Genomic DNA, 12,745 nt, shown 5'->3' on the forward strand with positions numbered 1-12,745 from the left:
GGTTCACCCGCGAATGCGCAGGCCCAGGCAATACTGAACGATCAGACCGCCCGATTCAGCTTCACCCAGGACGCGAACTTGTCGATGAAGGCCTGCAGGAACGGCCGGGTCTTGTCACTCAACTTGCCAGCCTCGTCGAACAGGCTCGCCGCCCCACCGATGTAGGCCTCGGGCATCTGCATGCAGGGCATGTCGAGGAACACCAACGACTGGCGCACCGCATGGTTGGCGCCGAAGCCTCCGATGGCCCCGGGCGACACACTCGCCACTGCCGTCGGCTTGCCGCTCCAGGCGCTCTGCCCGTAGGGACGCGAGCCCACATCGATGGCGTTCTTCAGGCCACCCGGCACCGAGCGGTTGTACTCCGGCGTGACGAACAGCACCGCATCGCTGCGGCGGATCTCATCGCGAAAGCGCGTCCAGGCCTCGGGCGCACCGCTGGCCTCGACATCTTCGTTATACAGCGGCAGATCGCCGATCTCGACGATCTTCAGCGCCAGGCTCGACGGCGCCAACTCTGAAAGGGCACGGGCCACCTTGCGATTGTAGGAATCCTTGCGCAAGCTGCCGACGACTACCGCTACCGAATACACCTGGGTCATGGCGATTTCCAACCTTTGCTGGCTTAAGAGACGTTGTAGTTATAGATGACCACTGCTCGGCGACTTGGTTTTTTTTCCTGCAACGGAAAACTTCCAGGTATGTTGTATGGTCTATCCCTGCAGACATTTCCTACGTAATTCAGAGGTTTTCACCTAAATGGCAGCAGTAATGGTCGGCCAATTCCACGCCCGTGACGCCGAAGGCCGCATCTATCCCGTGCACGAGTTCCAGGAGTCCACCCTCCAGGCCGACGGCAGCACCCTGGGCGCACCGATCACCACCTACCGCCTGGCCATCGGCGACCGCGTCACTCACCTGGGTGAAGACCGCTTCGAGCTGGCCCAGAGCGGCGTCGAGATCATTCGCATTCCTTGATGCAATCCACCGTGTAGCGACCGTTCTCGGCCTGCAGGCCGTGCACGTCGGCGACGAAGCCGGGGAAGCCGCTGCTGAAGGCGCGGGCGAAGGCCAGGTAATCGAGGATCGACCGGGTTTTCTCGGTGAAGCGCTCACCCGGCATGATCAGCGCGATACCCGGCGGGTACGGCACCAGCATCACCGCCGCGATGCGGCCCTGCAAGGCCTCGATCGGAACGGCCTCGACCTCGCCACGGACCATATGGTCGTAGGCTTGCGCCGGGCTCATGACCACCTCCGGCAAGGAGGTGAACAAGCGCACCAGCTGCTTGACCGTGGCGTTGGCCCTATAGCAGTCGTGCAACTGTTCACACAGGTCGCGTAGCCCCAGACCCTGGTAGCGCATGGCATCCACCGCGACGATGCTCGGCAGGCACGTACCCAGCGCGGTATTGGCGTCGTAGTGGCGCTTGAACTCCAGCAGCTCGGTCAGCAGCGTGCTCCACTTGCCCTTGGTGATGCCCATCGAGAACAGCACCAGGAAGCTGTACAGGCCAGTCTTTTCCACCACCAGCCCACGCTCCCAGAGAAACTTGCCGACCACGGCCGCTGGAATACCGTGCTCGCCCAATACGCCTCCGGCGTTCAAGCCCGGCATCACCAGGGTGACCTTGAGCGGGTCGAGCAGCACATAGTCCGGCGCCACGTCGGCAAAGCCATGCCAGGCCGCCCCCGGCTGCAGCAACCAGTCCTGTGCCGCCAGCTGCTGGCTGCCTTCGGCCGCCGGCGGTTGCCAGATGCTGAACCACCAGTCACCGACGGCCAGGTGCTCGCGCAGGTTGGCCAGGGCGCGGCGAAAGCTCAGTGCTTCGTCGAACATTTCCTGCAGCAGCGAACGCCCGGCCGGGCCCTCCATCATCGCCGAGGCCACGTCCAGCGAGGCGATGATGCTGTACTGCGGCGAAGTGGAGATATGCATCATGAACGCTTCGTTGAAACGGTCGCGGTCCAGCTGGCGTTGGGCGCCTTCCTGCACGTGGATCATCGAAGCCTGGCTGAAGGCGGCGAGCAGCTTGTGCGTGGAATGGGTGCTGAACACCAGCGGGCTGCCCTCGACGCAGTCGGTACCCATCGCATAGCGCCCAGTGAAGAACGGGTGGAACGCCGCATAGGCGAACCAGGCTTCGTCGAAATGCAGTACCTCGACGCTGGCGCCCAGGGCTTGCTTGATCAGCCCGGCGTGATAACACAGGCCGTCGTAAGTGGAGTTGGTCACCACCGCCAGCTTGATGCGCGGCGCGCGTCCCTTGGCCAACGGGTTGGCCCGGACCTTGGCCTGGATCGACTCGGCGCTGAATTCGCTCAACGGGATCGGGCCGATGATCCCCAGTTCGTTACGCTCGGGGCACAAGTAGAGGGGTATCGCCCCGGTCATGATGATCGCGTGCACCACCGACTTGTGGCAGTTGCGGTCGACCAGCACCAGGTCGTCGCGCCCGACCATGGCGTGCCAGACGATCTTGTTGGCGGTGGAGGTGCCGTTGATGACGAAGAACGTGTGGTCAGCGCCGAAATTGCGTGCCGCCCGGGCCTCGGCTTCGGCCAGGGGGCCGGTGTGGTCGAGCAGCGAGCCCAGCTCAGGCACCGAGACCGACAGGTCCGAGCGCAGGGTGTTCTCACCGAAGAACTGGTGGAACGCCTGGCCCACCGGGCTCTTGCGGTAGGCCACGCCACCGCCGTGGCCAGGCGTGTGCCAGGAATAGTTGGACTGCGCGGTGTGCTGCACCAGGGCCTTGAAGAACGGCGGCAGCAGGCCATCGAGGTAGCGATGCGCGGCGCGCGCCACCTGGCGCGCCAGAAACGGTACGGTGTCTTCGAACAGGTAAAGGATACCGCGCAGCTGGTTCAGCTCGCTCATGGCCTCGGCCGGGGCATTCTCCAGCGTCACCTGCTCGCCAAGGGCGAAGATCGGTAGGTCGGGGGCGCGCAGGCGAGCCAGGCCGATGAGTTCGGCCATGTTCTGCAGCAGGTGGGTATTGTCGCCGGCGCCCTCGGCGGCGAGCAGCATGCAGGCCAGGCCGTGGTGGGTGGCGGCGACCAGGCGCGCTTCGGCATGGTCGGCGGCCTGGATGATGGCGAAACCGTCCTGGGCGAGTTCGTCGGCGATGCCACGGATGCGTTCACCGGCCACGCTGTCGGCCTTGATGGCGCGGTGGACGATGAGGATGGGGAACTTGAGGTCCTTGTACATCAGGCGGCTACCTCCGAAGGACATGGGGTTGTCTTCAGGGTAGTTGAGGTGCGCGGCCTCAGGTGCTGGCCTATTCACCCAGGCTCAGCACATTACCGGTAGGAGCGGGTTTACCCGCGAACACCGGCCCTGCCGGTGCCATGCACCGCGGCGTCCGGTTCGCGGGTAAACCCGCTCCTACAGAATCCCGGTGGCCGTGGGGTCCATCTGCAGGACCCGGCGTGCCGGCGATGAAGCCCCATCAGCTGGCGGGCGTTTCACTCAAGGCCTGCCACATCGATGGCCCACCAGCCGACTTGGCGATCGCCGCCAGGCGCTCGGCATGGGCTTCGAGCTCCTCGGCACTGGCCATGATCACCGGCCCCGGCACACGGCCAGTGATGCGGCGGATCTCACTACCACCACTGCCCTGCCCTTCATCACCTTCGGCACCATTGCCAGCCAGCGACAGACTGGTCTGGCCACCGGTCATCGCCAGGTAGACGTCGGCCAGCAACTCGGAGTCGAGCAGTGCGCCGTGCAGTTCACGGCCGGAGTTGTCGATATCGTAGCGTTTGCACAGGGCGTCGAGGCTGTTGCGCTGCCCCGGGTGACGGGCCCGCGCCAGCAGCAGGGTATCGAGGATGGTGCAGTGCTGCGAGATGTCGGCGCGGTCAGCCTGCCCCAGCAAGGCGAACTCGTTGTTGATGAAGCCGACGTCGAACGCCGCGTTGTGGATGACCAGGGTGGCACCCTGGATGAATTCGAAGAATTCCTCGGCCACCTCGCCGAAGCGCGGCTTGCCGATCAGGAACGCGTCGGTGATGCCGTGGACGTTGATCGCGCCCTCGTCACTCTCGCGGTCCGGCTGCAGGTAGACGTGAAAGTGCCGCCCGGTCAGGCGCCGACCAATGACCTCGACGCAGCCGATCTCGATGATGCGGTGGCCTTCGGTCACCGGCATGCCGGTGGTTTCGGTGTCGAGAATCACGAACCGCTTATCTTGCTGCTGCTCCACGCGCAGACTCCACGTTGAATCGGTGACAAAGCCGGGGATTGTACCGCAGCTCAGCGCTTGCCGCGCACCTCGTCGACACCACGGTTGGCCAATTGGTCGGCACGTTCGTTACCGGGATGACCGATATGGCCACGAACCCATTTCCACGTCACCTTGTGCCGGTTGACCTGCTCGTCGAGCTGCTGCCAGAGGTCGGCGTTCTTCACCGGCTCCTTGGCGGCGGTCTTCCAGCCGCGCTTCTTCCAGTTGACCATCCACTCATTGATGCCCTTCATCACGTATTGCGAGTCGGTGGTCAGCAGCACCTCGCATTCGCGCTTGAGGGCCATCAAGCCCTGGATCGCGGCCATCAGCTCCATGCGGTTGTTGGTGGTCTCGCGTTCGCCGCCCCACAACTCTTTCTCGACGCCTTTGTAGACGATCAAGGCACCCCAGCCACCTGGGCCAGGATTACCCTTGCAGGCACCATCGGTGTAGATCTCGACGTTATCGCTCATGTACCACTCATGTTCAGTGCTTTTCGGAATCCGGCTCTACTGCACCGCGATTGACCTTGGCCAACGGCAGCGGCAACAGCTTGCCCATCGGCTCGCGGCGCTGCGGACGCAGGGGCCGCAGGCCGACCACCATCTTGCGCGCCACCAGCAGGTAGACGCCGCCGCCCGCGCTCTGTCGCGCGCCAGCGACCCGCTCCCAACCGGCCAGGCGTTGCTGCCAGGCCGGCGAGGCAAGCGGCGGACGATAGCACCCGAAGCGGCGTTTCTCCAGCGCGAAGCCCAGCAGATTGAGCCAGTCGCCCACCCGCGAGGCGGAGATGCAGCGCGCCTTGCGCAAGGCACCGTGGCTGAAGAAATGGCGCATGCCCCAGCTGCTCCAGGGGTTGATGCCGACGATCAGCAGATGTCCGCCAGGACGCACGGCACTGGCCGCCTCACGCAGCAGGCCATGGGGCGACAGGCTGAAGTCCAGGCCATGCTGCAGCACCACCACGTCGGCAGCGTGCTCACCCAGCGGCCAGGCTTGTTCCTCGCAGACGATCTCGACCCCCGGCAACGGCGCGCCCAGGCGCACGTTGCGCTGCACCTGGGGTGCAGTGGGCGGCGCATCGGCACAAGGCCCGTAGTGCACCAGGTAGCCGCCGAAGAACCGGCCGAGCTCCTCTTCGAGGAGTTTTTCCTCTTCTTTCAACATCAGTTGCCCGATCGGCCCGTCGAACCACTCACGGGCCAGGCTGATCAGCTTGACCCACTCCGGGTCGGCCTGGGCAAAGGCTTGGTCGGTCATTGCGTTCTCCCTCGAAGGTTCTCGCCCCGCGCCATCGCGGCTAAGATGCCTTCATGTCCCACGCTTGGCGAATCGGATCCGCACCATGATACAGATCGACGCACTACCCGCTTTCTCCGACAACTACATCTGGTTGTTACAGGATACTGCCAAACGCCGCTGTGCGGTGGTCGATCCGGGTGACGCCGGCCCGGTGGAAGCCTGGCTCGATGCCCACCCCGACTGGACCCTGACTGACATCCTGGTCACCCACCACCACCACGACCACGTCGGCGGGGTCGAACGCCTCAAGCTGCGCACCGGTGCGCGTGTCTGCGGCCCGGCCAACGAACGGATTCCCGCCCGCGACCTGGCCCTGGACGACCTGGACCAGGTCGAAGTGCTCGGCCTGACCTTCGACGTACTGGCGGTACCTGGCCACACCCTCGGCCATATCGCCTACTACACTGCGCTGACCCCCACCCCATTGCTGTTCAGTGGCGACACGCTGTTCGCCGCCGGCTGTGGGCGCATGTTCGAAGGCACCCCCGAGCAGATGCAGCCCGCCCTCGCCCGCCTTGCTGCCCTGCCGACGGCAACCCAGGTCTACTGCGCCCACGAGTACACCCTCAGCAACCTGCGTTTCGCCAGGGCGGTCGAGCCGGAAAATCCGCACGTTGCCCAACGGTTCGAAGACGTTACCCGACTGCGCGCCGACGATCGCATCACATTGCCATCAACGATCGGCCTCGAGCGCCAGACCAACCCCTTCCTGCGCACCGCTGAAACATCCGTTAAACAAAAAGCAGACGAATGGAAGGGGCTTTCCAATACAAGCCAAGCCGCTGTTTTTGCTGCCTTGAGGTCTTGGAAGGACACCTTCTGATAACCCCAAGATATATCGTGCGAGGCGGTCAAAGGTTGACCCGGCCGGGAGCGGTTTCTAGAATCGCCGAAATTTTTTGCCCGGATAACTGTCCCCGCCGATGTCTTCCCGTAGCCGCAGAACCTCTCATTCCGTCGCCTTGACGCGCCTGGCCCAGGTCAGTGCGCTGGCCCTGGCCGCCACCCTGGTGGGCTGCCAGAGCACCCGTCAGCTCGACGAATCCGACAGCGTTCGCGCACACAGCTACCAGGCGCGGATCAAGCACAAGCCCCAGACGCTCGTGGTCAAGCCGGTCGAACAGGCGCCGCAGGATGTCTGGGAACGTATGCGCCAGGGCTTCGCCCTGCAGGACAGCATCGACGTCAATCCGCGTATCGAGCAACAACGTCTGTGGTTCGCCAGCAACCCCTCGTTCCTCGAGAACGCCAGCGAGCGCGGCAGCCTGTACCTGCACTACATCGTCGAACGCCTCGAAGAACGTGACATGCCGCTGGAGCTTGCCCTGCTTCCGGCCATCGAGAGCGCCTACAACCCGATGGCGTATTCCCGTGCCCATGCCGCAGGCATGTGGCAATTCATCCCCTCCACCGGACGCCATTTCAACCTGCGGCAAACCAACTTCTACGATGGCCGCCGTGACGTTACCGCCTCGACCAACGCGGCGCTGGACTACCTGAGCCGCCTGCACGACATGTTCAACGGCGACTGGTTGCTCGCCCTGGCCGCCTACAACGCCGGCGAAGGCACCGTCAGCCGAGCCATCGAGCGCAACGAACGGCTCGGCCTGCCCACCGACTACTGGAACCTGCCCCTTCCGCAGGAAACCCGCGACTACGTGCCTAAACTGCTGGCACTGTCCCAGGTGGTGTCTACTCCAGAGGCCTACGGCGTCAACCTCACACCGATCGCCAACGAGCCCTACTTCGAAGCAGTGGCGATCAACGACCGCCTCGACCTGTCGCGTGTCGCCGCTTTCGCCAACATCGACGAAGACGAGCTGATCCAACTCAACCCGGCGTTCAAGAAGCGCATGACCGTGGATGGCCCCAAGCAACTGCTGGTGCCGACCGCCAAGGCCCAGTTGCTCAGCGACAGCCTCTCCAACCTCAAGCCCGAGCAGCTGCTCAGCCTGCAACCGAACAAAGCGGTGTTCGCCCGCGCAGTGGCCGAAAGCAAGGCTCCGGCGACCGCACGCAGCTATCGGGTCAAGCGTGGCGACAACCTGAGCACCATCGCCAAGGCCAATCGGGTTTCGGTCAAGGACATCCAACGTTGGAACAAGCTGCCAGGCAATCGCGTCAAGGCCGGCCAGGTGCTCGCCCTGCGTGGCGGCAATGCGCCAAGCGCCGCCGGCAACCGCGTGGCCGCCTCTGGCAAGCGCTCCACCCAGTACAAGGTGCGCAAGGGTGACTCGCTCTACTTGGTTGCCAAACGTTTCAATGTCGAGATGAAGCACCTCAAGCGCTGGAACCCTCGCAGCGGCCACGCGCTCAAGCCCGGCCAGACGCTGACCGTCTACCTGTCGCACTGATGCCCCCCGGGGCTGCCTCGCAGCCCCTGGAATTCCCCTCCCCGCCTCTCTTTTTCCAACCCCGCCAAGCTGTTACTGTACTCCGACCAAAGCCCAACGCCCCTGGATCGGATGCCGACTTGATACGTCCCCTCCTGCTGTCCCTCAGCCTGGCCTTGAGCTTTCCCGCAGCCGCGATGGTGAGCGAAAGCCACGGATACGCGCAGTTCGGCACGCTCAAGTACCCAGCCACATTCACCCATTTCGACTGGGTCAATCCGCAAGCGCCCAAGGGCGGCACCTTGCGGGCCATGGCATTCGGCACTTTCGACACGCTCAACCCCTATACCTTCAAGGGCACCAGCCCGGTCACCACGCCCAACTTCCTGCAGTATGGCGTCAGCGAACTGAACGAAACGCTGATGGTCGGCACCGGCCAATACGATCCCTCCGGCGACGAGGCCACCTCCAGCTATGGCCTGATCGCCCGCTCGGTGGAGTACAGCGAGGACCGCAGCTGGGTGGTGTTCAATCTGCGCCCGGAAGCGCACTGGCATGATGGCAAGCCGATTACTTCAGCGGATGTAGCTTTTTCCTACCGTACCCTGCTCAAGGACGGCCATCCGATCTACCGCACCAACCTGCAGGAAGTCGCCCGCGTCGACATTCTCGGCCCCCTGCGCATCCGCTTCGTCTTCAAGCGTGCCGGCAACCCGTTGCTGATCCTGCGCCTGGGCGAAATGCCGGTGCTGCCCAAGCACTACTGGCAAGACCGCGACTTCAAGGCCACCACCTTCACCCCCCCACTGGGCAGCGGCCCTTACCGCATCACCGAGGTGCAGCCCGGGCGGCGCCTGGTGTTCGAGCGAGTGAAGAACTACTGGGGCAAGGACCTGGCGGTCAACCGCGGCAAATACAACTTCAACCGCGTCGAGTACGAGTTCTACCGTGACGCGACAGTGGCGTTCGAGGCGTTCAAGGCCGGCGAGTTCGACATCTATATCGAGCACCAGGCCAAGAACTGGGCCAACGGCTACACCTTCCCGGCCGTGCGCCGTGGCGAGGTGATCAAGGCGCAGATCCCGCACCGCATCCCGACCCAGACCCAGGGCCTGTTCATGAACAGCCGCCGGGCCACCTTCAGCGATGCCCGCGTGCGCCAGGCCCTGGGCCTGATGCTGGATTTCGAGTGGACCAACCGTGCCCTGTTCAGCAGCGCCTACCGCCGCTCGACCAGCTACTACCCCAACAGCGAATTCGCCGCCACCGGCCTGCCCACCGGCAAGGAGTGGCTGCTGCTGGCCCCATTCCGCGAGCAGTTGCCAGACGCGCTGTTCACCCAGCCCTACCAGGTCAGCCACACCGATGGCCGTGGCATCAACCGCCAGACCCTGCGTCAGGCGCTGGCGCTGCTCGGCCAGGCCGGCTGGAAGCTCGATGGCCAACGCCTGGTCGACGCCAAGGGCCGACAGCTACGCATGGAAGTGCTGCTGGTCAACCCGAACCTAGAACGTATCCTCCAACCCTATGTCGAAAACCTCGCAAGCATCGGCATCGACGCCCACTTGCGCACCGTGGACCGAGCCCAATACAAGCAACGCCTGGACCAGTTCGACTTCGACATGATCCTGATGACCCTCAACCAGACCCTGAGCCCGGGCCTGGAACAATGGCTGTATTTCCATTCGAGCCAGGCCTCGACCAAGGGCAGCAAAAACTATGCTGGGGTCCAGGACCCGGTGGTCGACCACCTGCTCGACACCTTGCTCGCCGCCCGCACCCGCGATGACCAGGTTGCCGCCGCTCGCGCCCTGGACCGCGTGCTCTCATGGCAGTACTACATGATCCCCAACTGGTACCTCGACAATCATCGCCTGGCCTACCGCAACCGGTTCGCCTTCGTCACCACGCCGCCCTACACCCTCGGGCTGAACAGCTGGTGGATCAAGACTTCGGAGAAAGCCCAATGACGCCAATGCCCCGCCTGCGTCGGCTGGCAGGCAGCCTGCTGCTCGCCTGCCTGAGCCTTCCGGCCCTGGCCGCACCGCAACACGCACTCACGCTATACGACGAGGCGCCGAAATACCCGGCCGACTTCAAGCACTTCGACTACGTCAACCCCGACGCGCCCAAGGGCGGTACCTTCCGCCAGTCCAGCTTCGGTGGTTTCGACAGCCTCAACCCCTACATCAACAAGGGCGTCGCGGCGGAGAACCTGAGCATCATCTACGACACCCTGATGCGCCAGAGCCTGGATGAGCCGTTCACCGAATACGGTCTGGTCGCCGGCAAGATCGAGAAAGCCCCGGACAACAGCTGGGTGCGTTTCTACCTGCGCCCAGAAGCGCGCTTCCACGACGGCCACCCGATCCGCGCCGAGGACGTGGTGTTCACCTTCAACGCCCTGGTCAAGCAAGGTGCGCCGCTGTACCGGCAGTACTATGCCGATGTCGCCGACGTGGTCGCCGAAGATCCGCTGCGCGTGCGCTTCGACTTCAAGCACAAGAACAACCGCGAGCTGCCGCTGATCCTCGGCCAACTGCCGGTGCTGCCCAAGCACTGGTACCAGGACCGTGACTTCGCCCGCGGCAACCTGGAGATTCCACTGGGCAGCGGCCCCTACAAGGTCGCCGAGGTCAAGCCCGGGCGCTCGATCCGCTACGAGCGGGTCAAGGACTACTGGGCCAAGGACCTGCCGATCAACCGCGGCCAGTACAACTTCGACTTCATGACCTTCGACTCCTACCGCGACAATACCGTGGCCCTGGAAGCGCTCAAGGCCGGCGCATTCGATTTCTGGCAGGAGTTGAGCGCGAAGAACTGGGCCACCGCCTATAACGTCCCGCCCGTGCGCGACGGCCGCCTGATCAAGGAAGAGTTGCCCAACGGCAACCCTACTGGCATGCAGGGCTTCGTCTTCAACCTGCGCCGGCCGGTGTTCCAGGATGTGCGCGTGCGCGAGGCGCTGAGCCTGCTGCTGGACTACGAGTGGACCAACAAGCAGCTGTTCAACGGCGCCTACACCCGCACCGCCAGCTACTTCGAGAACTCCGAGATGGCCGCCCGCGGCCTGCCCAGCAGCGACGAGCTGAAAATCCTCGAACCGTTGCGCGGCAAGGTTCCCGACAAGGCCTTCAGCGAAGCGTTCCACAACCCGGTCAGCGACGGCAGCGGCATGATTCGCGACCAGCAACGCAAGGCCTACCAGCTGTTGCAGGAAGCCGGCTGGAAGATCGCCAACGACAAGATGGTCGATACCCAGGGCAAGCCGGTGAGCATCGAGTTCCTCCTCGTGCAGACCGAGTTCGAGCGCGTGCTGCTGCCGTTCAAGCGCAACCTCGCCGACCTCGGTATCGAGCTGAACATTCGCCGTGTCGACGTTTCCCAGTACATCAATCGCCTGCGCTCGCGTGACTTCGACATGATCGTCGGCGGCTTCCCGCAGTCCAGTTCGCCCGGCAACGAGCAGCGCGAGTACTGGAGCAGCGCCGCCGCCGACAACCCCGGCAGCCGCAACTTCATCGGCCTGCGCGACCCTGCCATCGACCAACTGGTGGAGCAACTGATCAACGCCGACTCGCGGCAGAACCTGATCGACCACACCCGGGCGCTCGACCGCGTGCTGCTGTGGGGCTACTACGTGATTCCCAACTGGCACATCAAGACCTGGCGCGTGGCCTACTGGAACCACATCGGCCACCCCAAGGTATCGCCCAAGTACGATGTCGGCATCGACACCTGGTGGATCAAGCCCAACGTGACGCCTGCCGTCACCGAAGCCCCCACGACCGAGGCGAACTGACATGCTGGCCTACATCCTGCGGCGCCTGCTGCTGATCATCCCGACCCTGTTCGGCATCCTGATCATCAACTTCGTCATCGTCCAGGCCGCCCCCGGGGGCCCGGTCGAGCAGATGATCGCCAAGCTGGAGGGCTTCGAGGGCGCCACCAGCCGCATCGCCGGCGGCGGTGCCGAGGTCTCGGTGGCCGGCTCCAACTACCGCGGCGCGCAAGGCCTCGACCCGGCGCTGGTGGCCGAGATCGAGAAGATGTACGGCTTCGACAAGTCGCCACCGGAGCGGCTGTGGATCATGATCAAGAACTACGCCCGGCTCGACTTCGGCGACAGTTTCTTCCGCGATGCCAAGGTCATCGACCTGATCGTCGAGAAGATGCCGGTGTCGATCTCGCTGGGGCTGTGGAGCACGCTGATCATGTACCTGGTATCGATCCCCCTGGGCATCGCCAAGGCGGTGCGCCACGGCAGCCATTTCGACGTCTGGACCAGCTCGGCGATCATCGTCGGCTACGCCATCCCCGCGTTCCTGTTCGCCATCCTGCTGATCGTGCTGTTCGCCGGCGGCAGCTACTTCGACTGGTTCCCGTTGCGCGGGCTGACCTCGAACAACTTCGACGAGCTGAGCACCACCGGCAAGGTCCTCGACTACTTCTGGCACCTGGTGCTGCCGATCACCGCACTGGTGATCGGCAACTTCGCCACCATGACCCTGCTGACCAAGAACAGCTTCCTCGACGAGATCAACAAGCAGTACGTGGTCACCGCCAAGGCCAAGGGCCTGAGCCGACCGCGGGTGTTGTACGGCCATGTGTTCCGCAATGCCATGCTATTGGTGATCGCCGGCTTCCCCTCGGCGTTCATCGGCATCTTCTTCACAGGTTCCCTGCTCATCGAAGTGATCTTCTCGCTCGACGGCCTGGGCCTGATGAGCTTCGAGGCGGCCATCAACCGTGACTACCCGGTGGTGTTCGGCACCCTGTTCATCTTCACCCTGCTGGGGTTGGTGGTGAAACTGATCGGCGACCTCACCTACACCCTGGTCGATCCGCGCATCGACTTCGCCAGCCGGGAGCACTGAC

11 protein-coding genes are annotated in these 12,745 nt (G+C 64.0%); 6 read left to right on the top strand and 5 right to left on the bottom strand.

Annotation, left to right across the window (positions count from 1 at the left end; translation table 11 throughout):
* Positions 1-41: 41 nt before the first annotated feature.
* On the bottom strand, positions 42-602 hold the full coding sequence (locus IAE37_RS21545; protein ID WP_201176789.1) for an NADPH-dependent FMN reductase: 561 nt from the start codon (positions 600-602) through the stop codon (positions 42-44).
* 157 nt (positions 603-759) lie between these two features.
* On the opposite strand from IAE37_RS21545, the gene IAE37_RS21550 reads away from it, so the two are divergent.
* The gene (locus tag IAE37_RS21550) at positions 760-978 is read left to right on the top strand and encodes a hypothetical protein (protein ID WP_133332120.1); all 219 of its coding nucleotides are present in this window, start codon (positions 760-762) and stop codon (positions 976-978) included.
* Here IAE37_RS21550 and IAE37_RS21555 read toward each other — a convergent pair.
* The 4 genes from IAE37_RS21555 to IAE37_RS21570 all read right to left on the bottom strand — a co-directional run bounded on the left by IAE37_RS21555 (position 962) and on the right by IAE37_RS21570 (position 5,492).
* Positions 962-3,211 (bottom strand): Orn/Lys/Arg decarboxylase N-terminal domain-containing protein, encoded by a 2,250-nt coding sequence (locus tag IAE37_RS21555; RefSeq protein WP_201176843.1) that lies wholly within the window; start codon positions 3,209-3,211, stop codon positions 962-964. The genes IAE37_RS21550 and IAE37_RS21555 overlap by 17 nt on opposite strands.
* A 241-nt stretch (positions 3,212-3,452) precedes the next feature.
* Entirely contained in the window at positions 3,453-4,208 is a 756-nt protein-coding gene (gene dnaQ / locus IAE37_RS21560) for a DNA polymerase III subunit epsilon (protein WP_201176791.1), read from the bottom strand.
* A gap of 50 nt (positions 4,209-4,258) precedes the next feature.
* Positions 4,259-4,705 carry a ribonuclease HI gene (gene rnhA / locus IAE37_RS21565; RefSeq protein ID WP_201176793.1) on the bottom strand — a complete coding sequence of 149 codons (447 nt, stop codon included), beginning with the start codon at positions 4,703-4,705 and terminating at the stop codon, positions 4,259-4,261.
* Between the two features lie 13 nt (positions 4,706-4,718).
* The gene (locus tag IAE37_RS21570) at positions 4,719-5,492 is read right to left on the bottom strand and encodes a class I SAM-dependent methyltransferase (RefSeq protein ID WP_201176795.1); all 774 of its coding nucleotides are present in this window, start codon (positions 5,490-5,492) and stop codon (positions 4,719-4,721) included.
* Between the two features lie 85 nt (positions 5,493-5,577).
* Here IAE37_RS21570 and gloB point away from each other — a divergent pair, with 85 nt between their 5' ends.
* The 5 genes from gloB (at position 5,578) to IAE37_RS21595 (ending at position 12,744) form a co-directional block, all read left to right on the top strand.
* A complete protein-coding gene (gloB, locus tag IAE37_RS21575; protein WP_201176797.1) occupies positions 5,578-6,357 on the top strand; it encodes a hydroxyacylglutathione hydrolase in 780 nt (259 codons plus the stop codon).
* A 100-nt stretch (positions 6,358-6,457) separates the two neighbouring features.
* Positions 6,458-7,888 carry a lytic transglycosylase domain-containing protein gene (locus tag IAE37_RS21580; RefSeq protein ID WP_201176798.1) on the top strand — a complete coding sequence of 477 codons (1,431 nt, stop codon included), beginning with the start codon at positions 6,458-6,460 and terminating at the stop codon, positions 7,886-7,888.
* Between the two features lie 119 nt (positions 7,889-8,007).
* Positions 8,008-9,837: an extracellular solute-binding protein gene (locus tag IAE37_RS21585; protein ID WP_201176799.1), complete on the top strand. Its 1,830-nt coding sequence runs from the start codon at positions 8,008-8,010 to the stop codon at positions 9,835-9,837.
* On the top strand, positions 9,834-11,669 hold the full coding sequence (locus IAE37_RS21590) for an extracellular solute-binding protein (protein WP_201176800.1): 1,836 nt from the start codon (positions 9,834-9,836) through the stop codon (positions 11,667-11,669). Before IAE37_RS21585 ends, IAE37_RS21590 begins: the two co-directional genes overlap by 4 nt.
* 1 nt (position 11,670) lies before the next feature.
* Positions 11,671-12,744: a microcin C ABC transporter permease YejB gene (locus tag IAE37_RS21595; protein ID WP_201176801.1), complete on the top strand. Its 1,074-nt coding sequence runs from the start codon at positions 11,671-11,673 to the stop codon at positions 12,742-12,744.
* Position 12,745: the final 1 nt, after the last annotated feature.

The sequence above is a fragment of the Pseudomonas sp. S31 genome (assembly GCF_016648105.1).
Taxonomy (GTDB): domain Bacteria; phylum Pseudomonadota; class Gammaproteobacteria; order Pseudomonadales; family Pseudomonadaceae; genus Aquipseudomonas.